This is a genomic window from Streptomyces sp. NBC_01351, assembly GCF_036237315.1.
Lineage (GTDB): Bacteria > Actinomycetota > Actinomycetes > Streptomycetales > Streptomycetaceae > Streptomyces.
This window is the reverse complement of record NZ_CP108356.1, coordinates 8,088,974-8,111,353: the sequence shown is the minus strand read 5'-3', so window position 1 is coordinate 8,111,353 and position 22,380 is coordinate 8,088,974. Positions and strand designations below refer to the sequence as shown.

The window sequence follows — 22,380 nt, the reverse complement described above, 5'->3', positions numbered from 1 at the left end:
TGCTGGCGGCAGGGGTCGGCCGGTCCCTCGACCGTATGTCGGACTCGGTCTTTCCAGTGGTGTCCGTGGGTATGCGGCCGTGACACGTTGCCGGGTTGGAGCAGTTCCGGTGACTCCACCGGCGGCGCAGGTTCGTCCCCGCTCGTCCGGACGCCGTTTGCCTCTCGGGGCCGCGGCAGGGCACCGTGCGGTGCTGGTGACGTGGCAGATGGGGACACGGCGGCACGGGGCACGGCGGCACGGCGAGAGGGAGTCGCGGTTGCCCAAGCGGCCGTCCTCCCGCGCGATGGCAGGGTGCCGGCCGCAGGTCGGATCGGCCGTCGCCCGCACGCCCTGGTGAAGGGATTCGCCTGCGCCGTCGGCGACGTCACCGAGAGCGGCTGATTCCCTGCCGGCCCCAGGTCAGTCGTCGCTGGGAACGGCGGCGAACACCGGGCCACCGACAGCCCGGTCCAGGCGGTAGCGCCTGAGCGCCCGGTCGAAGCGGGCGCGGCTGCCCGGCAGGACTCCGCGGAGGTCGGCGATCAGCGCGCCGCCCGGCACGCGCTCGGCGAGGCGGGCGACCACCGGGTCCGGACTGCCACGGAGTTCGGCTGCGGGGTGCAGCGGCAGGTCGGGGCCGTCGAGCTGCAGGAGGTCCCAGAAATCGTCGGCATACGGCTGGACGCCCTCCTCGAAGCCGGTCTCGTCGACCAGTTCCTCCGCCGTGCCGATGAGCCGGTCGAGCCAGTGCGTCAGCGAGTCGGCCTCCACGTGGAGGCCGCCCTCGCGGTACTGCATCAGCACCTGGCCCCACCGACCGTCGGCCTCGATGTCGACCCAGGTGACGCCGCCGCCTCCGTCGTCGGTGACCAGCCAGTGGGGGTGCGGGAGGCCGTGGTCGCCGGCCTGGCGGGGGTGGCCGGTCAGTGTGAACTCCACCGGCGGTACGGCGAAGCCGCCGAGCCGGCCCAGCAGTTCGCGGGCCTCGGCCGGCACGGGGACGGGCCAGCGGTCGAAGTCGGCGGCCGTGGCGCCGGCTTGTACCGCGAGGTCGAACGGGACTCGGGCGGCCAGTGCCCGCAGCCGCTTCAGGAGGGCATCACCGGAGATCACCCGGCCACGCTACCGGAGCAACATCTGCCTGCCGGAGCCGGTGCTCCGTACCCGGCCGTGCCTCGCGCGGGCGCCGCTCATGCACAGCGGCGGAACCGAGGGCATCTACGGCGCCAAGACCGGGGCAGCCGCGCGGCCGCAGCCGGCGCACTCGGACGAGTGGCCGGCCGGGCAAGGGCGGCTACCTCGCTCCTGACGAGGCGGAGAGCTCAGGCTCGTTTCTGCAGTGAATCCTCTCCCCCAAGGAAGTGAGCCGGCCTCAATCGGGAGTACCAGCGGCGGGTCGAGGTCCTCAGCAGCCGCGTCGGGACCCACCCTCTTATCCGCTCCTAGGAACGCCGCCTCGCCCGCCCGATGCGCTGCAGCCGTTCCTGGTTGCGCGGGGCAGTGTCGATGCCGAGCTGGGCCCGGCGCTCCAGCTGGTACGAGACCACCTCACCGAGAGGCGCGTCCCCAGATTTCCGCCACTGACCGGTCCCTCTGCGAGCGAACCGCACCTCCGAGTCGTCCACCGCCCCGCCGAACGCCCGAAGCCGCTCCAGCGCCAGCTGCTCGCCACGACGCAGCGCATGGTGCCCGGCCCGCCGCGCGCGCGGGATGTTCTTCCGCGAGCTCTTCTGGTTCTCGCCGTAGACGTTCCGGCGGTCCTTCAGATAGCTCAGCCGCTTCTTCTCCTGAGGTGACCTCTGCCGCATGCCCGCCATGCTCGCCGACCGAGACCGGTCCCCGCACCACCTTTCCGGCCAGGGATCGCTTACACCTGGCAGTAGCGTGCCACGGGGCTCCATCCGACAAACGAACGACACCACGTGGACCCGCACCGCGCTGACTCAGAAGCAGCCTCACCCCTCGGCGTCGGTGAGCGTTTCGAGCTGCCGGGCCGCCGCATCCACCTGCGCCCGCGCCTTCACCGCCGCTCGCCCGGCCTCCCGTTGTCGGGCGGCCGCGTCCGCGCTCGCCTCGCGTGCCGTCTCCATCCGCTCCCTCGCGGCCCGTACGTCCTCCTTGGCCTCCGCCACAGCAGCGGCCGCGCGGTCAGCCAGCTCCTGCGCGGCGGCTTGCGCAGCCTCCAGGCGCTCCGCCTCCGCCCTGGCCTCGGCCAACTCCGTCCGGGCCGCCTTCACGCGCTCGCGGCGTGCCTGCTCCACCCGCGCGCCCGCAGCCGGTTGCGGGGGCTGCACTTGCTCCGTTGTGGAGGTAGCGGGCCGGGCCGCCTGTACCCGTCGGGGAGGAGCGGCGCCGGGCAGCGGTTCCAGGCCGGTGAATCCCAGCACGGCGTCCGGAGCCTTCACCAGGCGGCCTGCCGCCCACTGCGCGGCGACGTCGGCGTCGGCGAGGACCGCGTGGAGGATCTGCTCGACCTCGTGCAGCACCGGCTCACTCACCGCCTGCCCGGCCTCGGCGGCCAGAGCGCGCGCCGTGCTCGCGAGGCGCCCGATGACCACATGCTGCTCATGCGACAGCTTCCGCAACTGCTCGGCATCCAGCGTCCGGTGCGCGGTACGCAGCGCCTCACCGAGCTGGACGAGGCTCTGCGCCTCCTGCGGCCGGCGGCAGGCCGGCAGCCCGGCCGTCCACACCGCAACGGTCGGTTTCCGCAACGCCGCGATCGCGACGGCGAGCTCCCTGTCCCCTGCCTTGCGGGCCTTGGCCACGTACTCGTCCCGGGCCGCGGTGAACTCCGACGGCCGAAGCCCGTACAACTCCACCGCCACCGACTCCACATCCATGCCCGGAAGTCTCCCTGCCCGCACCCCAGCCCGGCCGACACCCCGCAGGACACCGCGCGTCGGCCGGCAGTACGGCACGCAGCACAGCCGCGCGGAACGCGCTCATTCCCCGGCCGCCACCGCGCTCAACCGGCGGCCGCCGCGGCCGGCCCTGACCGAGACCCCTGCGATCCCGTTCGGGCGACGTCTCCCGTGTTGTGGCCGGCAACTGGGCGGCGTCCCGCTATGAAGATCGAATAACCCCCGACGATGGGATCAGCTCGTGTATGTGCCCCTGCTTCGAGCCACGACAGGTACCGTTCTCGCCGCCGGCCTGCTGACGGTTCCTTCCGCGGCCGCCGCCCCCGCACCCGGCAGCTGCACCTACAAACCGGCGGGTACGGCGAGCAAGAAGGTGGACCTGCCGACCACCGATGTCAGGGGGCTGCAGCCGTACACGGCGACGCTCAACCTCAACTCCGGCGCGGTCTCCTTTGACGCACTGACCAGGGATGCCCCCTGCACGGCCAACGCCTTCCAGAGCCTGGCCGCCCAGCACTACTTCGACGGGACGCCGTGCCATCGGCTGACAACGGGGGGCATCTTCGTCCTGCAGTGCGGGGACCCGAGCGGCACCGGAACCGGCGGACCGGGCTACCGGTACCCCGACGAGAACCTGAGTGATGTCACCGTCGCGGGCGGCACCTACCCTGCCGGGACCGTCGCGATGGCCAACGCGGGACCCGGCACCAACGGCAGCCAGTTCTTCCTCGTCTACAAGGACAGCCCCCTGCCCCCGAACTACACACCCTTCGGCCGCATCACCTCCGGCCTAGGCGTCCTGGACAAGATCGCTGAGACCGGAGTGGCAGGCGGCGGCCAGGACGGGAAGCCAAGGAACGAGGTGGTCCTCCGTACCGTGCGCATCTCACCTGGCCGGGCGCAGAACTGAGCCGCGCGACCCCCAGGACCCGGCGAACTTCACGCCCGCCCAAGCGTGTCCGGGGTCTGCGGCAGTCAGGTGCTCGCCGACCCGGCCGGCGGGCTCACGGGCGTAGCGGGGCCGTGCAGCCGACCGGGCAGATCCGGCCGCGTGCCGGAACTGCTGTGGCAGGATGGCGGCATAGCGACTGGCGGCCCGGATGGAACCAACCATGAGGGAGCGGTCTGCGGGGGTCGGCCGCCTGGGCGCCCGCTGAGGAGCTGTCGTGAGCGACTTCTCGGATGTGGACCGCAGCGGGCGGGGTACAGAACTAATTGACTACCTCGATCATGTCGACCGTGCTCTCAGCGCGCCTCATGGACCCAAGCAGAGGTTGCGTTCGGGGCTCGGTCCGACGCCGGGCGGTCGGGTTCTGGACCTGGGGTGCGGCGCCGGGCACGAGCTGGTGCAGCTGGAGCTCGACGGCATGCGCGCGTACGGCGTGGATGCCAGCGCCACGATGCTGGCCGCGAGCCGAGTCCGCCTGCGGTCCATGGGGCACCCGGTGAGGCTGGTCCGTGCTGACGCCCAGCGCCTGCCCTTCACCGACGGGTGGTTCGACGGCTGCCGGATCGAACGCGTACTGCAGCACGTCGCCGACCCTGCGGCCGTACTGGCCGAGGTTCATCGGATACTGCGGCCCGGCGGGGTGATCGGAATCCTCGAGCCGGACTGGGCCTCCCTCACCCTGGCCTCTCGTGACGGTGAGGCGGCCCGGGCCGTGGCCGACCAGGTCGGAGGGCACATCCCCCACCGCGACATTGGAAGGCACCTGCGCAGACTCCTGGCCCACGCGGGCTTCGACGAGGTACACATCGAGGTCGAGCTCATGGTGTACAGCTCCGTCGAGGAACTGTCCCGCATCGTCTCCCTGGAGCACGTCACCAACCTGGCCCGCGCCGTCGGCCGAATCGGGCACTCCCGAGCCACCGCCCTCCTGAACGAGCAGCACTCGCTCTCGGCGACAGGAGCCTTCCACGCCACGCTCAATCGTTCCGCTCTCGCTTGGGCGCGGCGCCCTTGAAGCCGGACGCATCCGGGCGCGGGGTCAGGTGAGCACGGAGCGCGTAGCGGTAAGAGCGAGGAGCCGCGCGCTGGCGCACGCAACCCCTCCGGCTGCGCCGCCGGGAAGAAGGCCGAGGCGGACATCTCCAAGGTTATGGGGAACGCTCTCGCCTGGGGGCTCTTCCAGGTCTGGCGCGGCGGCGCATTCGGCGGCAGGTCATCGCAGAGGCAACGGCGTTCCCGATCCTGGAAGAACGACGGCGTCAGTTTCTCCTGCGGGGATGGTGCGTCCGGCGGTGGGGCTCCTCCTGCGGTGGCGGCGGAGGCGACTGATTGCACTACTCCTACCGCGGGCGGGACACGCCGCCGGTCCGTAGGGGGTGGCTGCGGAGTCGAGGGCAGGCCCGACGGCGCAGGGGCCCAGGTGCCGTGTTCGAGGTCGGCCGCCGGGGCGTCCAGTCGGCTGCCTCACGGCTCCCGGACTGTCCCCGTCACCCCAGTCCAGCCCATACGATCACGCCCATGTCGATCGCATCACCTATACCGGTCCTGCGCAGTTCCAGCGGCACCGTGCTCCAATTCGACGACGATGCGCTGGTGTTGCGCCGGACGACCGAGGAGCTTCGGATCCCGCTCCGGGCGATCAGGCGCATTCGCTCGGAGGGGCGCGCCGTCGCCGTCGAGCTCACCGCCCCAGCCGGGACGGCGCCTGCCGTGCACCACGTCGACGACGTGAGCGAGGCCGCCGTGACCCTGTTCGCCGACGCCGTCAACGCGGCCCTGGTCACGCTCACCGAGGAGGCCGATACGGTCGACGGCTCAAATCTGGTCACCGCCCGCGCCCTGACCGAGTCCCGTGAAGAGCGGAGAAAGCGCAGGCGCAAGATCTGGGCGCTCGCCGTCGGCCTCTTCCACTTCGCCCTGGCACTCGCCGTCGGGATCCACGGGGAGTGGACGCTCGCGCTCGCAATCCTGCTGGTCGGCCCCTCCTTCGGGGCGGGGAGCATCGCGTTCGGCGCCATGGGGGCGGACAGTGTGTACCGCCAGTGGTACCTGCCCCGGAACGGCATCACCGTGGAGGCAGGGAGAGTCGGGAACGCGCGCGTCCTGGGCGGCAGTTTCGGGACGTACGTGTACACGGACCTGCACGGCGTTTGCCGCAGCGTGTACGCCAAAAGCGGCGCCCCGACCGTCCAGGTCGCCTACCATCCGGACCAACCACACGTCTCGATCGTTCGCGAAACGCGGTCCAGCACGGCGGGGGACGCAGCCCTCGCCGTGGCCCTCCTCCTCTTCGGACTCTGCGTCGAAGGCGGTGTCATCACCGTGGCCATCGGCGCCTTCCTGGGTATGTACCCGGGCTACTGACGCCGTACGGCGGGCCGGGGCGGGGCTGCGCCCCGGCAACGGCGTGCAGAGGGAGGCGCCACTCGCGGCGCACGCCCTCCGGGACGGCACGTACCTCGTCCAGACGAATGCCACCGACCTCGGGACCGGCGCCCGCACGGTCCTGGCGCAGATCGCCGCCGACGCGCTCCTACGGCCTCGCGCCCCAGCGGCCACCGGATCTGCGCACTCCCCCTCACCCCGGACCTGCCCCGGCGGCCCTCGACCGAGGCACGCCCCGTCAGGCTCACCGCACGATAGGAAGTGCGGGCGGTGTGGGCGGGCTCGGCGCACTTCCCACGCAATCGAGCAGGGCGCACCGGGCGCCACCGCGGACTCTCCGGACGCTCCGACTCCCCCAGTCGGACCCCGGTGCCGCGTGGCGCCTCTCGCCATCGAGGCTCGTGGGGCACGTTGGTACGCGGCCCGCCGGTGCGCGGGCCACGCGACAGCGGGCACGTGGAGGTGCGCAGTGGGCGGTGACCAGGAGGATCGCTACGAGCTGGTGTTCGACAGGGGTGAACCCGGGGCTCAGGGAACGGACATCGTCGTCGTCACACGCACCACGCAGACGGGTCCGGGCGGCCATCCCGTCTATGCCGATGACACCGGGATCATCCGTGCCGAGATCAGCGACCAGGGCGAGCTCCGGATACTGCCCTCAGGGGGCCGGCAGGATCCGACCCACCCCGTTCTCGCGCGCCGCCCCGCGTCCTGAAACGCCTCGATCATCCTCGGTGGTGGCCCCTGGCTCACCGGTCTGCTGTAGCGGTGGTGAGGCGCGATCCGGATTTTCGGAGTCCGACGGTATGAGGATGTCGAGAGCGTGGCACCGGCTCCGTCCCAGGGACATCAGCGGCCACCACCGGCCGCGCGAGGAAGAAGGTGAGACCGGCATGGCGATTCAGCGGATGGACAACGTCGGCATCGTCGTCGAGGACATGGAGGCCGCCATCGCGTTCTTCGTGGAACTCGGTATGGAGCTGGAGGGCACGGCGGAGATCGAGGGCCTCTTCGCCGACCAGTGCACGGGACTCGACGGCGTCCGCTGTGACATCGCGATGGTCCGGACCCCGGACGGTCACAGCCGACTCGAGCTGGCGAAGTACCGCAGCCCCGCGGCGATCAGTGCCGGGCCGCGCAACCGGCCGCACAACGTTCTGGGCACGCACCGCGTCATGTTCGCCGTCGACGACATCGAGGACACCGTTGCCCGCCTGCGCCCTCACGGTGCCGAACTCGTCGGCGAGATAGCCCGGTTCGAGGACAGCCATCTGCTCTGCTACCTCCGCGGCCCGGAGGGCATCATCGTCGGACTGGCCGAGCAGCTGCGCTGAGAAGGCTGCCGACCCGTGACGTGGGAGTGCGGCCACGGTCGCTTGCCGGGCGGCCGTGGCCGACTCAGCGCCTCAGGACGTGGGTGGGAGCGGCACCGTGGCGGCGAACGGCTCCAGCAGCATGGATTCGGTTGCGCGGATGCCGACTACCCAGAGCCCGAATCCGCCAGGCCCGGTGGTCGCGGAACTGAACAGGAAACTTTCGGCGGGAAGAGCCAGATGCCTGGCCTTGACACCGGGCAGGACCGGCAGCAGCAGGCCGTAGCCCGTGTGCGTCCGGGCTTCGGTATTCATCCAGTAGCCGACGCCCAGCGGCCCGCGGGCGGTGAAGGTGATGTCCAGCAGCTGGGCCCCGTTGTCCTTGGGCAATGCGGCCCGCTGCCATGCGCGGCCGTTCCAGCGTAGCGCGACGGGTGTGCGCAGCGAGCCGGGCCTGAACGCGTAGCCGACGGCCCAGGTGCCGTAGACCGGATTGCTCCGTACGCGGTCGAACCACATCTCCTCGTCCCCGGCGAGCGGTACGGGCACGCGCGTCCACCCGTGTCCGTCCCAGTGCACCGTGCGGTTGGCGATGCCTGTGATCCACACGTCGTCCGGGCCGAGAACACTGATGCCGCTCATCCAGGTCCGGTCCCAGCCTTCGGGGCCGGCCGCGTCCGCGGGCAGCGGAACGGTACGCCAGGCCGTGCCGTCGTACCGGGCCAGAAGGACACCGAACGGGCCGTCCTCCGTCACCGGACCGACACCAACGACCCAGACGTTGTCGGGCCCCGAAGCGGAGACGCCGAGATAGCCGCCGAACCGGTGTTCGGCGGGCGCCGGCACCTGTGTCCACCTGTCGCCGTCCCAGTGAGCGAGGTACGGCGCCCCGGTGCTTCCGACCGCCCACGCGTCAGCGGCATCGAGCATGGTCAGGTCTTCCACACGGCCCGTGGACCCGGGGGGTACGGGCAGGTCCCGCTTCTTCCAACTGCCGTTCTCCATGTGCACGGCGAGAGGAGCTTCCACGGTTTCCCTGCCGTCGGGAGACCACTCGGTCCAGCCCGCCGCGATGGTCGCCCCGCCCGCCGACGCTGTCGCACGCAACGAGCCGTTGCCGACGGCGGGGTGGTTGGCAGACCACGACGCCGGCCATGACTGCGCGCCGGCCTCGGTCGGTACGAGCGGACGCGCCTGGGCGGTACTGACGACACCGGCGCCGGTGAGCAGCACGACCATCGATACGGTCACCGCGACGGCACGGGTGCGTATTCGTGTTCGTGTTCGTGTGCGTGCTCGTGTTGGTGTTGGTGTTGGTGTTGGTGTTCCTCTGAACGTCACAGCACTTCTCACTTTCCGAGATTCTTCCGACGGGGGCGGTTCAACGGGGCGGACTCGAAGAGCCCGACGCCGACGCGGGCGCCACCGGCCGGCCCAGGGCCGAACTCGGGGTGCCGCACGGGGCGCCGGCAACGAGGTCCGAGAGCCTGCCGGGTCCCGTGGTCGGATCCGCCCCGTCCGAGGGGTGCGTGCCGCCAGTCAGGCAGAACGGCGGCGTCCGGTCCTTGAATTCCTGTTTTCCGTCGGCCGCCACGGGCGCACCCAGGGGGCTGCCCGCCGCGTCCAACGCCTGCACCCGCACCTGCTGGCGGATGCTTCCCCGGACGAGCACGGCGAAGAAGCGCGTGTCCGTCGCGGTCGGGGTCACAACGGTCTCCGTGTCCGGTCCGGAACCGTCCGCGAGCACGACCTTGACCCGTGCCACACCCGCCGGGGCGACCCCGACGACCGTGAACGGCTCGTCGGTCGACCTCACCGTCTTCGGCGAGCCGGCGGCCCAATGGACCTTGGCGTCCCCCGTGGGGAAACACGCGCCGATCCCGCCCAACAGCACGTTCCGCGAGACCAGGCAGGCCTGGCCCTTTCGGCCGTCGGCCGACCCCACCTGCCACTCGACTCCGGTGTGCGTCCCGCGCGCGACCCGGTAGACGGTGCCCGGCACCATCTCGTAGCCCGACAGCACTGTGCTCGGTGGCTCGGCGGACGAAACCGCGGCCGGTCCCGCAGACCCCTGCCCGGCGCCACCGGGCAGGGCGACCACGACTCCGACCGACGCCGCGACCACGGCGGCGCCCGACGCACCCACCATCGCCCGGTTCCTGCGCCGACGAAGACGAACCGCCGCCTCGACCCGGACGAACGGATCACCCGTCGGCCGGTACCCGCCGACCACCTCGTCGATCGATTTTTTCAGCACCTGCTCCGTACGGCTCATCCCACGGCCTCCTCTCGGGTCAGACGAACACCGGACACCGCCTCCGGAACCGCCCGGAACGCGGGCGTTCCGCGAAGTGCCGTGAGCCCCCGCGAGGCCTGTGACTTGACGCTGCCGACCGAGCAGCCGAGCAACTCCGCGACCTGGCGTTCCGACCGGTCCTCTACGTAGCGCAGCACCACGACCACGCGCCGGCGTGCGGGCAACCGCGCCAGAGCACGGCGCAGTTCGTCGCGCTGGGCACTGCCGTAGCCGGGATCGGACTCGGGATGACTCGAGGTCTCCGCGATACGCCCGAGGACCCGCTCGCTCCACCAGCGGCGCCGCCCGGCCGTCACAGCCAGGTTGACGAGCGTGCGGCGGACGTACGCCTCCGGCCGATCGACCGCCACCCGGCCACGCACACGCCAGAAGCGCACCAGCGCTTCCTGCACGAGGTCCTCTGCACGGCCGACGTCCAGCGTCAGGCCGTATGCGAAGCGCCCTAGAGGCCCCCAGCGGGCCCGTGTGAACTCGGCGAACTCCTCGTCGCCTACAGCACCTGGCATGTCCCCTCCTTGATAGTCACCCTCTTGACGACCCGAGCCGGCGACTAGGTTGAGTGATCAAGGGCACATGGGCGTACCGGCCGAGTGGGTTCCGCGTCGGGATGACGAGCGGCGCCGAAGTGGGACAGCCAGTCAGGCAGATGGGATCAAGATTTCGACCGCAGCGGTTCCTGGGCCGCCGGCCCGCGTACGGTCGCCGGCCCGGCCGATGCCGGCGCAGCCGTCGTTGCCTTCCAGCAGCACGGGATCGCCTGCGAGAAGGAGCAGTCTGCTGCCAAGGCTCCGATGGCCTCGATGTTCCCGAGTCCGCGGGGACATCGCTGATGACGGCTGGTTTGATGGCTGTCGGTCGAGTCTGTCATCCGTCAGAGGGGAAGGCCCAGCGATGGCTGTGGTGGGGGCATGGGCGTTCGGGCTGGTCAACTGCATCCTGTACCAGGCGATGTACCGTGAGGGCGGCGCGGCGCTCGACGAGAAGCTGGTACGCCGGTACGCGACGGCCATGCAGGTCGAACCGCTCAGCGACCGGCCGATGGCCGAGCAGGTGGCGGCGCTGCGGGCGGTGTTGACCACGGACACACCGCTGGCGAGCACGTTGGAGCCGTACGAGGGTCAAGAGCCCTTCACCGAAGCCGAGTTCCGCGCCTTCTTGTCCCGGCTGGCCGACGAGCTCGAGTCCCATGGCCCCTGGCCCCTCGCCGCCAAGCGCCGCGGCGGCCGGCTGCGCCGGTTCTTGCCCCGACGGTGAACCCCGCCCTCGCCACCGTGATCGGGGGCGATCGGGGCAGTGAACTGCCTGCGCCCGTATGACGAGCGCGCGGAACTCCCGTGCTCGGCGATCACGCGACGTCCGAACGGCACTGGCGTCTCGCTGTCGGTGGGACCGTCTAACCTGCGATCCATGATCGAGGGGGAATACGCCGTACCGTCAACCGGTGCGCTCGCCGACGAAGTCGCGGCCGTGCTGGCCGTCCGCCGCGGCCCAAGCGTGGAGACGTTCGAACGACTGCTGAGCGCCGTGGTGGTGCACGCCTACCGGGACCGGGAGGCGCTGGCCGTCGCGTTGGGCTCCATCCCGCGCGAGTTCGCCGTACGGCCGGACCCGCAGGTGGCGTGTCTCGCGGGCATCGTCGGCGCCACGCTGGAGCCCGTACGGGGCGAGGAGTCCTGGGAGAACGCCGGGGCGGGCTGGCTCGAACTGTGCCAGCACGTGGCGCTGGACTACATCGCGGGGGCGCGCCTGGGCGAACTCCACGCACGGCTGCGGGCCGGCGACCCGATCCCGTTCCCGCTGTCCGTGCCGAGCGGGCCGACCGGTGCGGTGGAGCCGCGCCATCTGGTCGAGCGGCTCGCGGAGTACGGGCGCCTCGGCGTCCGGCCCGGCCCGGCGGACCTGGGGCAGGCGTTGCTGCGCTGCGGCGGCCCTGTCGACGCCGAAGCCGTGCGCGCCGCCGAGAAGTTGGATCTCGCGGAGGGGCCCCGGGTGGCCGACTGGCTGCGGCAGGGCGGGCTGCCGCAGCCGTCGGGGTGGCGGGAGCGCGAGTCCGGTGCGCCCCAACGTCCCAGCAGGCGCCGGGGTGCGCGCGTCGGCCGCCGGATCCTGGTGGGGCACGAGGCGATCGAGGGCCGCGGTGCGTTCCCCCGGCGGTTCTGGTCGCTGTTCAGGAAGTTCGAGCCAGGCATCTCCTGCCCGCACGGGTCCCTGCCGGACTTCCGGGACGCCCACACGGTCGCGACCCTGCCCTGGCACCCGGAGATCGCCGCGGCCCGGCTGCTGACGGGGGTCGCGTCGGCTGCAGACCAGGACGGCGGCCGCGGCGCGCCCGCCTTCCTGGAGGCGCTCGCCGCGGCCGACGGCCCGGCGGGACCGGCCGTGCACCTCGCCGTCGCCTACGGGCTCGCCTCGGTTCCACAGGAGGAGCGGGATGCCGCCGTACGGGCGCTGCTCCTGCTGGCCGCGCGGGGCAGGCTCGACGGGGAGCTGCTGGGCCGCGAACTCGTCGAACTCGTGGGACTGGGCACGCTGAAGGTCGCCCTGGTGACCGACTCGCTGGGGGCGGCGGCCGCCGCCCCGCAGGGCGCCGCCCCGGTCTGGGCGGTCCTGGCAGCCGCACTCCCCGGCCTCCTGACCTGCACCAAGCCGCAGGCGCACGGGGCGCTGCTGGCCGTCGCGGCGGACTCCGCACGGCTGTCGGGTGCGCGCGGTGATGTGGCCGAGGTGACCGCTCTGGCCCAGCGGCCCGGGTCGTCCCGCCTACTCAAGGAGGCCCGACGGCTGCGCGACACGCTGGCCGGGCTCTGAATCACGGGGCCCGGCGGTCGGCTGCGTCGAAGCGGGCGAGTGCGAGCGCGCCGGCGTGCAGCGCCCGCTCCAGGGCCGGGGCGAGGCCGTCGTCGAGGCCTCCGAGGGCCTCGGCGGCCTCCTCGACCGCGTCCCGGGCGATCTCGGCGGCGACCTCCTCGGCCGGGGTGCGCGGGCCCAGCTTGCTGACGGCGGCCGCCGCCCGGGCCGGGGTGAGCAGCGCGGCGACTTGGCGGAGGAGCCAGCCGGGCACCCCCGCCGCGCCTTCGGCCGGCGGCCGGTACGGGCGCGAGCCGTCGAAGCGCTCGTCCTCGGCGAAGGCGGGGTGCTTGAACTTGGCCACCGGGCGCGCGGCAGGGCCGGTGCCGTCGGGGGTCCCCCACTCCTCTGCGGGCTTGACGACGAGCCCCTCCGCGAGGTTGCCGGGCAGTTCGGGCAGACCCAGCAGGGCCGGCACCCGGGTCGGGAACACCGGCATCCGCTCCTGCACTTGGGCGAGCGTCCCGCGCGCGATGAGCGGGGCGCAGTACAGGCCCGCGGCGTCGGCGGCCTGCCGCAGCGTCCGATCGCCGACCCAGCGGGTGGCGCCCCCGGCCGTCTCGACCGTGGCGTCGAACGGCAGCCAGAGCAGCCCCGGCGCGTACCAGACGCCAGTCTGCACCGGCTCCGTACCCGGCGTGGGCGGCACGTCCGGGTGCGGGTAGCGCCCGCCGGCCAGTTCGCCGTAGACCGTGACCGGCGCCGAGGGATGGGTACCGTACGCGCGGCGCAGGGCGGCGGCGCAGCGGTCCGCAGCGACGGCCAGGGCCGGCCAGATCCGTCCCACGCCGAAGAAGTCGTCGAGCCCGCTCTCGCCGAGCAGTTCACGGCGCTTGGCCGGGCGTGCCCCTGCCCTGTCGCACACGACGGCGAAGTTCGCACCGTGCACCTTCTCCAACGCGACCCACTCCCGGGCCGCCCGCGCCTCGCCCAGCCGGACCCGGGAGGGGATCTTGGGGTACGGCGACCAACCGCTGTCAGCCGCCATGCCGACCGCCGCCGTGCTGGTGGTGTTCGGGCAGCCGGTTGTCGGGGTGCGACCACAGCGGCACGTTGTTAGGGCGCGCGTCGCCGGTGAGGAAGACGGTGTCCGGCTGACGACCTTCCGCGAGGTCGGCGTCGAGCACACAGCGCAGTTCGGGAATGTGGAAGGACATCTTGCCGTCAGGGGTCCGCTCGGGGGCCTGTGCCATCGCGTGCCTCCGTCGGACCGCCGTGATCAAGGTGAGGGCCCCGATCGTAGCGGGCGGTGTGGCGTGGCGGCCCGTGGTTTTTCCGGGCGGGCGGCACGGCCCGGACCTGCCCGGGGCGGGTGCTCGCCGGTACGGGAGTTCGGCCTGCGTTCACCGCCCCTGCCGCGTCCATCCGCGTGCGCCACGGTCGCGGTGGCGCCGATCGTCTCGAACGTCGTAGCCGGCACCAGGGCAGCAGCGGCCCGATGGCGCGTCATGCGGATACTGACCTCAACCGGCAGCAGCTCGACCACCGGTTCGAGGGCCGACGGCGAGGGCGGCCGCCGCCGGGGGCAAGGAAGGCAACTTCGGTCACCAGACGCGACCACCGTGGACGAGCGCGGCACGCTCGGCCCGGCGAGCTTGCCGTGAGCAAGGAGCCAGACGACCACCACGCCCCGGTCGAATGCCGGGCTCGCCTCCGTCCCTCCCACCGGGGCTGGGAAGTCCGGGTAGCTTGTCAGGATGAGCGGGTTGCCGAGGTCCTTCACTTCGCTGAAACCTGGGGAAATTTCCAGGTGAAGCAGCTACCTGGTCCCATCCACGTGTACGCGTCCGAGACGACAGCCAGCAGGTCGTTTCGCAGGCCCGTTCCACCCTGGTCGTCGAGACGACCCACAAGATCAGTCCTCATCAGGGCACATACAGGAGGCCGAACGGAGCAATCAAGTCTGGAATGCTTTGTCCGCTGCACAGAGCGTCGCTACGTTGATCATTCCAGCCGGAAGGGGTAGGACATGGTCGACGGGAATCAGCATCCGCTCTACAGCACCGTCCTGGAGCAGGAGGCCCGACCTCAGCGCACGTCCAGGATGGAGATCATCGACGGGAGCGGCACCTCGGGGATCGGGGCGCCGGGATCGCTGGCCGTCTTCGTCGCCCGGAAGGGCTCTGGGGTACTGGACGACGTCCGCGCGGCAGCCCGCGGCAACCGGGACAGTGTCGACCGGCTGATGGCCAAGTACGGCTCCGAACCGGCACGGTCAGCACCCCTCTCCGACACGGTCTACGCCCAGATGCTCGTGGACTCCGACGTATTTGCGTCCATCCGATACGGCGGGACCGAACTGAGCAAGGGCATCCTGCTGAACCGCGGGGTCGACCTGGTCGCATTCTCCTTCCCATACAAGGGGGGCCGACTGGACGCAGATGGCCTGACCCTTGTCGAGTTCTTCCGGGACGACTGCTCGGACGAACTCGAAGGCGTCGTAGTGCAGATGTCGCCGCCGCTGACGGCCGCCGAGCAGGCCGCCCTGGACAACCTGAGCGACGAGAGGGTCGTCCAGAACGTCAGCCCCGACTTGGGGTGCTCGCACACGACCTACTTCGTCGCCGGTGCCGCGGCCCTGGCCGTCATGGCCGGGGCCGCAATCGTCGGCACCGCCGTGATCGTCGCGGTCATGGCTGAGGACGACGCCACCCGCCTGACCGACGAACAGGTCGGGGACCTCGACCCGTCGGTCCCCGCCCAAGAGTTGCTCGCCATCCGCCGACGGCTGCTGCTGGAACAGCAAGGACGGCCTTCGTGACGTCCGCCCTAGTCGCGGTGTTCGCGGTCTGGTTCGCTGCGTCCGTGGCGGTGTACCTGCCGGCCGTGCGCCAGCCGCTCCGGTCGGTCGACGTCTTCATGCTGGTGCCGACGTGGAGGTTCTTCGCGCCGACGCCCGGGCAGCGGGACATCAATCTGCTCTACCAAGACCGATACGACGACGGCGCCACGGCACTGTGGACGGAGATCCAACCGATCCGCCGGCGCCCCTGGTTCGCCTTCGCCTGGAACCCAGACCGGCGCGCGAACAAGGCCCTGTTCGACATCGTCCAAGAGCTGTCAATTCTCCTCGATGCCGGCGAACAGGTACAGGAGTTCACCGTCCCCTACCTGAGCCTGCTCTCGCATGTCTCCTGCCAGCCCCGGACCACATCACCGGTCGCGACCCGCTTCCTGCTGATGGACTCCAGCGGCAACGCCCGGCAACCGGACCCGAAACCTCTGTTCGTGTCACGGTTCCACGCCCTATGACCCTGTCTGACCCATACGTCGTCGCCGCGCTTGTGGCGAAGCTCGCCGCCATCTCGATCCTGCTCGCCAACCTGGAGTACCTGGTCGCGCGCCGCATCCTCAGCAACAGCGGACTGCTGTCCTGGCCCGTCGGCAGCCTGCGGCACGCCTGGCTCGTCAGCGGATGGACCGGTCGCGTGCTGGGCACCCTCCTTGGCTATCCCAATGTACTGGTGCTGATCAGCGGCCGGATCGCCTTGGCCGTCGCCGTGCTGGTGGCGCCGCTCAGCCTGACCAGCAGCCCCTGGCTGCTGCTGCCGCTGGCCTTCGTCACCGTCACGTTCTACCTACGCAGCAACTACGGTCTGGACGGCGCAGACCAAATGGCCTGGCTCATCGTCGCCGCCCTGAGCCTGGTGGCCATCGTGGACACCAAGACCGCGGTTGTGGCTGGGCTGTGGTTCGTCGCGCTGCAGTCATGCCTGTCGTACTTCGTCTCCGGGGTTGCGAAGGCGTCTGCCCGTGGCTGGCGGGACGGGACCTACTTGCCTGGCATCTTCCAAACCGCCATCTACGGCCATTCCCACCTCGGTCACCTGCTGGCGACCCGGCCGGCCCTGTCGACCGCGCTGGCCCGCTCGGTGATCGCCTGGGAGTGCACCTTCCCGCTGGTCCTCTTCGCGCCGCCGTACGCGGTCGGGCCGATCCTGCTGCTTGGCGTCGCATTCCACGCGGGAAACGCCTACCTGATGGGACTGAACACGTTCTTCTGGTCGTTCACCGCGACCTACCCGGCGGTTTTGTACTGCTGCCTGTACCGATGAGGCCCCTCATCCAGCCGCGTCCAGCACGACAACTGTGATCACGCTGCCCACGGGCACGGTCGACCGACTCTCCGCCCGCCGCCCACCCAGCCGACGTCTCAGCTCAGTTCGCCGTCGCCGGCTCTGCGGGACCGCGAGCCCCCTCTGACCGGCTTCAGCTCTCTTTGCGTAGGCGCCGGCCGGGCGGACGAGGGTCCGGCCGAACTTGGCGCTTATCTCGTCGAGGACGGGCTGGGCCCGGCAGGTCGTCCGCTTCGAACGCGCGCACCGGCAGCTCTTCGCCCGTCGTATGGGCCGGCCCCGTCATGCGGTGCCGGCCGTGAGTTGACAGCCGAAAACGATCACGGAGTCCAGGACCTGTCCCGTGATCATGTGACGGGACAGGCCGTTTCCAGGGGCGGGATTCGGCACCGGGCCGAAAAGCTGCTGCGAACGGGGTGTTAGCTTCCTTCCCGTGATGGAGCACCTGAACAAGACCAGGGCGGGCTACGACGGGGTCGTCGAGCTGTATGCGTCGTTGTTTGCCGATCGGTTGGAAAAAGAGCCGTTCGCGCGTGCCATGATCGGCACCTTCGCCGAGCTGGTGCGCGGGACGGGGAACCTACGGGCGGCAGACGTCGGCTGCGGGCCCGGACATCTGACGGCCATGCTGCACGACCTGGGGCTGGACGCCTTCGGGCTCGACCTCTCCCCGGCCATGGTCGACCACGCCCGGCGGGCCCATCCGGCGCTGCAGTTCGAGGAGGCGCGGATGGAGGCCCTGCCGGTCGAGGACGGCGCGCTCGGCGGGGTGCTGGCCCGCTACTCGATGATCCACACCCCTCCTGGGGAACTACCCGCGCTGCTCGCCGAGCAGGCGCGTGTCCTGGCACCCGGGGGCCTGCTCCTGGCCTCGTTCTTCGCGACCGACGGATCAGAGCCTGTTTGCTTCGACCACAAGGTGACGCCCGCCTACAGCTGGCCCGCGGACCGGTTCGCCGAGCTGCTGGCCGGGGCCGGGCTCGTCACGTTCGCCCGACTGCTCCACGAGCCGGCCTCGGAGCGGGGCTTCCTCGACGCCCACTTGCTGGCCCGCCTCCGCTAGAGCGAGGCCCGTGGTCTTTGGCCGCGAGACTGGTGAGCTCGCATGTTCGGGTGTCGGGCATTCGCGGACGAGCCCCGATGGGCCTCGCGCTGAGTGATCTGCGCCAGCTCGCATCCGGTGCCCGCGCCACGCGTGGGACCCTCGCGCGGTGCTGGCCCACTAGGGGCGGATGAAAGATCCTGGGCACAAGGGTTCGTCGGCAGCCCATGCGCTGTACGCCACGCCTGCCCATCCGTTGGGGTCGTCGTCGCGGTGGCTGGAGGCCAAGCCTTCCAAGTACGTTCGTAGGCCGAGGGCACGATCGGCTTCGAGCTGGTCTGCGATGTGCTGCCGCATTCCCGCCAGGGTGTGGTTGGCCTTGCTGCCGTGGCGCGCGCTCGTTCACGCGATCGCCTCGCGTACGTCGCCTTGGAGTTGACCGAGCTGTCGGCGCCGATCGCATTGTCGGTGGTCGGCCATAGAGTTCACCGGGTGAGTGATTTCCATGAGCTGATGATTGCCGTCGACCTGCGGGACGAGATCTCCGAGATGGAGCTCGCTGAGCTGAGCTGGCATCTGGGGATCGGGCCCCAACCGGAATGCCTTTCCATCGTCACCGAGTTCCCGTTCGTGGTGGAAGACGACTCGGGGATCCCGATGATCGAAGACGACCCCCACCCGCTCCTGGCCGAGCAGGGCGCGGCATCTCGGGTGGGTGGTGCGCTCTGCTCGACACTGGCCCCTCGCGCGGACCCGCCGTGGAAGGGCTGGTCGCTGACGTCCCGACAGGAGATCCATCCCGACGAGTTCAAAAAGATCGGCGAGCTGCTCTGCTGGCTGGCCGAAAGGGCTCACGAACCGCACTTGCTCGGCGATGGCGCGGTCAGGGTCGGATTCCTCAGGTTCTGCGAAGCCGCGGTTCCGGATGTACTCCAGGTCAAAAGTGGGCAGGTCAGCTGGCCGGCCTGAAGAGCGATGCAGATGCGGACACGAAGCCGAGAGAGCGCAGCCAGGCCCATGGGCACACCAGCTCCCCGTCGGCGTCACACCGAACGATTGGCCCTGTCTCACATTCGGTGGTGACGGAACGTGTCGTTATCCGAGGAGGATGCGGTGGCGGAGCAGGTTGAAGCCTGCTCGTCCGTGCATTTGTCGAGCGATCCGCTTGGTCTTGGTGTTGACGCCTTCGGTGGGGCCGTTGCTGTAGGGAAGTGTGAGCGCGGCGATCACGGCGGCACGGTCGCGGTCCAGGCCTCGGGTAAAGGCTTGCAGGTGGGGCAGATCGGTTGTGCGGACCTGCGTGATCCAGCGAGACAGCCCGTCGCCGTTCTCTTCACGAGGTGTCAGGAGTTTGGCGAAGTCGCGGATGCCGGCCGCCAGGCCGGTCATCTCGGGACAGGCCGAGGTGAGCCGGGCCAGGAGATCATGATGCCCGGCCTTGAGGTTGTCGGGCTTGGTCAGAAGCATCCGGGCGAGCCTGCGCGGGGAGATGTGGCTGCGGTCGGCGTCCGCCCGGCCTTGGTTGATGTACTTGTACAGGAGATTCTGGCAGCCCGTGAAGCCGAGCGCCTTGATCTCTTCGAAGAGTTGCTTGACGGCGACGGCTGGGGCTTCGGCCCGACGTTTGCGCAGGTACTCGCGGTAGGGGTCGACGAGGCTGGCGCGGTATTTGGGGACGCTGAGCATGCGTCGGGCCGGTCGGCGCGGGCGTAGCGTTTGACGGTGTTCAGGGACAGTTGCAGGCGGCGGGCGCATTCGAGCAGGCTCACTCGCTGTTCGAGGAGGCCATGGACCTGGTGCCAGCGTTCGAGCGTGGTCTGGGCGCGAGGTCCTTCGTAGAGCGGTGAGTCCAGCACGGTGGCCCAGCAGGTGCTGTGTGCCTTGACCTCGCTCAGGGCGGCCTCGCACAGGTTGTGCCACAGGTGCCACCGGTCGGCTACCTGCACTGCGTCGGGCAGGGCCCGGCGGATGGCTTCGGCGTAGGCCGAGGAGCCGTCGCGGCACACAACCTCGATGCCCGGATGCTGACGCAGCCACGCTTCCAGCGTGCCGGCCGTGCGGTCCGGCAGTACCTCGATCCGCTCATGGGTCTCGGCGTCGATTACCACGATGGCGTAGCGGTGCCGGCAGCGCAGGGCGAAATCGTCGACGCCGATCACTCGGGTCACTCGCCCGGTGGGCAACGGGATGCGCAGCAGGGTGCGCAGGGCCGTGTGACGCGACAGGCCCATCGCGAGTATCGCCAGCAAACGCGATCCCGCACGGCCCGCTAACTCCTTGACCACGGCCTTGACCTGCCTGGTCAGACGAGCGGTGCGCCGCTGGTAACGCTCCAACACCCCGGGCAACTGCTCGCGGAAGGTGTGCCGACAGCCCGAGTGGGACACACCAGACGCCGCACTCGGACACGGACCACCACCCGCCGCCCGTCGATCGGAAGGTCGGTCACAGTCCGCCAGTGATAACCGTGCACTCGTCCCGACAATGCTCCACACACCGGGCAGACCGCGGTCGTCTCCGGAGTCCGTGCCCTCACGACAACCCGGTCACGCTCATCGATCACGTCCTCGATGACCAGCGGGGATATCCCCGAAAACACCGTCGCCACCAGCTCGTTGAGGTTCTCCACACCAAGCTCAACGACCTACACCACTCTGCGTCACCACCGAATGTGAGACAGGGCCGAACGATTTACAGTCCCAGGCCGGCCGGCTGCGCCCGTCTCGGCGTGGCGCCCTCGGAGCAGAGGCGGCTCAGTTCGGCGTGATGCCGGTGAGGACGGCGAGAACAGCGAGACGGATCCGGTTGTCCCGGCCCGTCTTCGCCATCAGGCTGGCCACGTGCGTCTTCACCGTGGTGACCCCGAGATGCAGCCGGTCGGCGATCTCCTTGTTGGACAGGCCCACGCCGAGCAGTCCGAGCACCTCTCGCTCGCGCGGGGTGATGGCAGGCACCGGGATGTCCGTAGGAGTGTCCGAGGAGGAACGGGTGTGGAGAGCCTGGGCGACCAGGCGGTCGAGGACGTCCCGGCTGAAGGGGGCCTCTCCGTTGGCGGCCCGGCGCACGGCCTCCACGAGTTCGGCAGGTGGGGTGTCCTTGACGAGGAAGCCGCAGGCTCCGGCCGCGAGCACCGGATACAGATGGTCGTCGTCGTCGAACGTGGTGAGGGCGACGACCCGGGTGGCAGGGCGTGCGGTCAGGATGCGGCGGGTGGCCGTGATGCCGTCCATGCCGGGCATTCTCAAGTCCATGAGGACGACGTCGGGAGTCAGGTGTTCCGCCAGTCGTACCGCCTCCGCGCCGTTGTCCGCCTCGCCCAGGATCTCGATGTCCTGCGCCTGCTCGAAGAGCATGCGCAGTCCCATACGGACGAGCTGCTGGTCGTCGACGACGAGGATGCGGATCACAGCTGGGGCTCCATGTCGGGTGCGAAGGCGGGAAGTTCGGCCGTGAGCCGCCAGCCCTGAGCGGCGGGGCCCGCGTCCAGTCGGCCGCCGAGCAGGTCCACGCGTTCACGCATGCCGATCAAGCCGTGTCCGGAAGGGCCGGAGGCCGGTGGCCGGCCCCTTCCGGCGCCGTCGTCGTGGATCGTCACGTGAACGGCGTCATCGGCCACCCGCACGGCCAGCTCGGCGTGTGCGCCGGACCCGCCGTGTTTGGCCGCGTTGGCCAGGCCCTCTTGGGCCAGGCGGAGGACCGCGAGGCCACGTACCGCGTCGAGCCACGCGACGCGGGGATCCACGGAAGCGGTGACGGTCAGGCCGGTCTGGCGGCTGTGTTCCACCACCGACTCCAAAGCGGCCGGCAGAGCTCCGGGCTCGACCAGGGAGCCGGTGGCGGGACCTGTCCGGTCCGGGGCTCGCAGTACGGCGACCAGGCGCCGCAGATCGGTCAGTGCCGCGCCGGCGCTGGAGTGCAGGTCGTCGAGGACCTCGGTGATCCGCGGGTCGGTGGTGCCGGTGGCTGCGGTGACATGCCGGGCAACACCGACGCGCAGGACCATGGAGGAGACGTGGTGGGCCACGAGGTCGTGCAATTCGCGCGCGATGGTGGTGCGCTCCGCCGCGCGGGCGGCCAGCAGCTGTTGTTCGGCACGGAGTTGCTGCTGTTCCGCATGTCGACGGGCATGCACCGCGGCGTCGCGGGTCACGCGTACGTACGCGCCCAGGAGCAGCGGCAGGCCTGCGACGATACCCATCTTGTAGAGCACCGGCAGGAGTTCGCCGGGCAGGTCTTCGAAGCGGTTCACGGCGACGGCAAGTGCCAGTCCCGTCGCCCCGGCTGCGAGGCGGCGTCCGGACTGCTGTACCGCCAGCTCGAAGAGAGTAACGGCGGCCAGTACCTTCAACGAAGGAACGATGCTCGCGCCCAGCGTGTGTGCGGCCACGAGCAGGACCGACTGCGCCAGGAGCGCGCCGAACACCCATTTCCCCGCGGCCAGGCACAGCACGAGCCCGGCCGCGGCGAGGCCCCAGTCCCGTGCCCCGGACGGCCGCTGCAGCAGCAGGAGATAGCCCACCATGACGCCGGCAAGCGCCAGGATCCGCAGGCCGGCGAATCTTCTGTCGAACGCGGGCTCGATCCAAGCTCTGTTCACACCCCCAC

General features: G+C 70.6%; 22 protein-coding genes and 1 pseudogene. 12 read left to right on the top strand and 11 right to left on the bottom strand.

From position 1 onward, the window contains the following. Window positions 1–402: 402 nt before the first annotated feature. The 3 genes from OG625_RS37280 to OG625_RS37270 form a co-directional block, all read right to left on the bottom strand. On the bottom strand, window positions 403–1,095 hold the full coding sequence (locus tag OG625_RS37280) for an SMI1/KNR4 family protein (protein ID WP_329389827.1): 693 nt from the start codon (window positions 1,093–1,095) through the stop codon (window positions 403–405). Window positions 1,096–1,424: 329 nt separating this feature from the next. Continuing rightward, window positions 1,425–1,790: a hypothetical protein gene (locus OG625_RS37275; RefSeq protein WP_329389825.1), complete on the bottom strand. Its 366-nt coding sequence runs from the start codon at window positions 1,788–1,790 to the stop codon at window positions 1,425–1,427. Between the two features lie 147 nt (window positions 1,791–1,937). Next, window positions 1,938–2,825, bottom strand: coding sequence for a hypothetical protein (locus tag OG625_RS37270; RefSeq protein ID WP_329389823.1), 888 nt, complete (start codon window positions 2,823–2,825; stop codon window positions 1,938–1,940). Window positions 2,826–3,093: 268 nt separating this feature from the next. On the opposite strand from OG625_RS37270, the gene OG625_RS37265 reads away from it, so the two are divergent. From OG625_RS37265 to OG625_RS37245, 5 genes are all read left to right on the top strand, one after another. Further along, window positions 3,094–3,756: a peptidylprolyl isomerase gene (locus tag OG625_RS37265; protein ID WP_329389821.1), complete on the top strand. Its 663-nt coding sequence runs from the start codon at window positions 3,094–3,096 to the stop codon at window positions 3,754–3,756. A 364-nt stretch (window positions 3,757–4,120) separates the two neighbouring features. Beyond that, window positions 4,121–4,810, top strand: a complete 690-nt coding sequence (locus OG625_RS37260) for a methyltransferase domain-containing protein (RefSeq protein WP_329389819.1) — start codon at window positions 4,121–4,123, stop codon at window positions 4,808–4,810. Window positions 4,811–5,313: 503 nt separating this feature from the next. Beyond that, window positions 5,314–6,159 (top strand): hypothetical protein, encoded by an 846-nt coding sequence (locus OG625_RS37255; protein WP_329389817.1) that lies wholly within the window; start codon window positions 5,314–5,316, stop codon window positions 6,157–6,159. A 490-nt stretch (window positions 6,160–6,649) separates the two neighbouring features. Further along, window positions 6,650–6,895 (top strand): DUF6296 family protein, encoded by a 246-nt coding sequence (locus tag OG625_RS37250; RefSeq protein WP_329389814.1) that lies wholly within the window; start codon window positions 6,650–6,652, stop codon window positions 6,893–6,895. A 178-nt stretch (window positions 6,896–7,073) separates the two neighbouring features. Further along, window positions 7,074–7,514 carry a VOC family protein gene (locus OG625_RS37245; RefSeq protein ID WP_329389812.1) on the top strand — a complete coding sequence of 147 codons (441 nt, stop codon included), beginning with the start codon at window positions 7,074–7,076 and terminating at the stop codon, window positions 7,512–7,514. Between the two features lie 72 nt (window positions 7,515–7,586). Here the strand turns inward: OG625_RS37245 and OG625_RS37240 are convergent, their stop codons facing one another. From OG625_RS37240 to OG625_RS37230, 3 genes are all read right to left on the bottom strand, one after another. Further along, window positions 7,587–8,744 carry a hypothetical protein gene (locus OG625_RS37240; RefSeq protein ID WP_329389810.1) on the bottom strand — a complete coding sequence of 386 codons (1,158 nt, stop codon included), beginning with the start codon at window positions 8,742–8,744 and terminating at the stop codon, window positions 7,587–7,589. A 130-nt stretch (window positions 8,745–8,874) separates the two neighbouring features. Continuing rightward, window positions 8,875–9,768, bottom strand: coding sequence for a hypothetical protein (locus OG625_RS37235; RefSeq protein WP_329389808.1), 894 nt, complete (start codon window positions 9,766–9,768; stop codon window positions 8,875–8,877). Beyond that, the gene (locus OG625_RS37230) at window positions 9,765–10,316 is read right to left on the bottom strand and encodes a SigE family RNA polymerase sigma factor (RefSeq protein WP_329389806.1); all 552 of its coding nucleotides are present in this window, start codon (window positions 10,314–10,316) and stop codon (window positions 9,765–9,767) included. The genes OG625_RS37235 and OG625_RS37230 overlap by 4 nt, the downstream gene beginning before the upstream one ends. Window positions 10,317–10,701: 385 nt before the next feature. Between OG625_RS37230 and OG625_RS37225 the strand changes: the two genes are divergently transcribed. Beyond that, complete coding sequence (locus OG625_RS37225; protein ID WP_329389805.1) at window positions 10,702–11,064, top strand: hypothetical protein; 363 nt, start codon at window positions 10,702–10,704, stop codon at window positions 11,062–11,064. A gap of 153 nt (window positions 11,065–11,217) precedes the next feature. Further along, complete coding sequence (locus OG625_RS37220) at window positions 11,218–12,618, top strand: hypothetical protein (RefSeq protein ID WP_329389803.1); 1,401 nt, start codon at window positions 11,218–11,220, stop codon at window positions 12,616–12,618. 1 nt (window position 12,619) lies between these two features. Here the strand turns inward: OG625_RS37220 and OG625_RS37215 are convergent, their stop codons facing one another. Further along, window positions 12,620–13,645 (bottom strand): RNA ligase family protein, encoded by a 1,026-nt coding sequence (locus OG625_RS37215; protein ID WP_329389801.1) that lies wholly within the window; start codon window positions 13,643–13,645, stop codon window positions 12,620–12,622. Further along, a complete protein-coding gene (locus tag OG625_RS37210; RefSeq protein WP_329389799.1) occupies window positions 13,635–13,850 on the bottom strand; it encodes a hypothetical protein in 216 nt (71 codons plus the stop codon). Before OG625_RS37210 ends, OG625_RS37215 begins: the two co-directional genes overlap by 11 nt. A 776-nt stretch (window positions 13,851–14,626) precedes the next feature. Here OG625_RS37210 and OG625_RS37205 point away from each other — a divergent pair. The 5 genes from OG625_RS37205 to OG625_RS37185 all read left to right on the top strand — a co-directional run bounded on the left by OG625_RS37205 (window position 14,627) and on the right by OG625_RS37185 (window position 18,744). After that, window positions 14,627–15,418: a hypothetical protein gene (locus tag OG625_RS37205; protein WP_329389797.1), complete on the top strand. Its 792-nt coding sequence runs from the start codon at window positions 14,627–14,629 to the stop codon at window positions 15,416–15,418. A 44-nt stretch (window positions 15,419–15,462) separates the two neighbouring features. Continuing rightward, window positions 15,463–15,909 (top strand): hypothetical protein, encoded by a 447-nt coding sequence (locus tag OG625_RS37200; RefSeq protein WP_329389795.1) that lies wholly within the window; start codon window positions 15,463–15,465, stop codon window positions 15,907–15,909. Beyond that, window positions 15,906–16,712: a hypothetical protein gene (locus tag OG625_RS37195; protein ID WP_329389793.1), complete on the top strand. Its 807-nt coding sequence runs from the start codon at window positions 15,906–15,908 to the stop codon at window positions 16,710–16,712. The genes OG625_RS37200 and OG625_RS37195 overlap by 4 nt, the downstream gene beginning before the upstream one ends. Window positions 16,713–17,169: 457 nt before the next feature. Next, complete coding sequence (locus OG625_RS37190; RefSeq protein ID WP_443067928.1) at window positions 17,170–17,796, top strand: class I SAM-dependent methyltransferase; 627 nt, start codon at window positions 17,170–17,172, stop codon at window positions 17,794–17,796. 324 nt (window positions 17,797–18,120) lie between these two features. Next, window positions 18,121–18,744, top strand: a complete 624-nt coding sequence (locus tag OG625_RS37185; protein WP_329389790.1) for a hypothetical protein — start codon at window positions 18,121–18,123, stop codon at window positions 18,742–18,744. A gap of 126 nt (window positions 18,745–18,870) precedes the next feature. Here OG625_RS37185 and OG625_RS37180 read toward each other — a convergent pair. From OG625_RS37180 to OG625_RS37170, 3 genes and pseudogenes are all read right to left on the bottom strand, one after another. Then, window positions 18,871–20,404 (bottom strand): annotated as a pseudogene (locus OG625_RS37180) (ISL3 family transposase). 124 nt (window positions 20,405–20,528) lie between these two features. Then, window positions 20,529–21,182 (bottom strand): response regulator transcription factor, encoded by a 654-nt coding sequence (locus tag OG625_RS37175; RefSeq protein ID WP_329389788.1) that lies wholly within the window; start codon window positions 21,180–21,182, stop codon window positions 20,529–20,531. Then, window positions 21,179–22,372 (bottom strand): sensor histidine kinase, encoded by a 1,194-nt coding sequence (locus OG625_RS37170; protein WP_329389786.1) that lies wholly within the window; start codon window positions 22,370–22,372, stop codon window positions 21,179–21,181. Before OG625_RS37170 ends, OG625_RS37175 begins: the two co-directional genes overlap by 4 nt. Window positions 22,373–22,380: the final 8 nt, after the last annotated feature.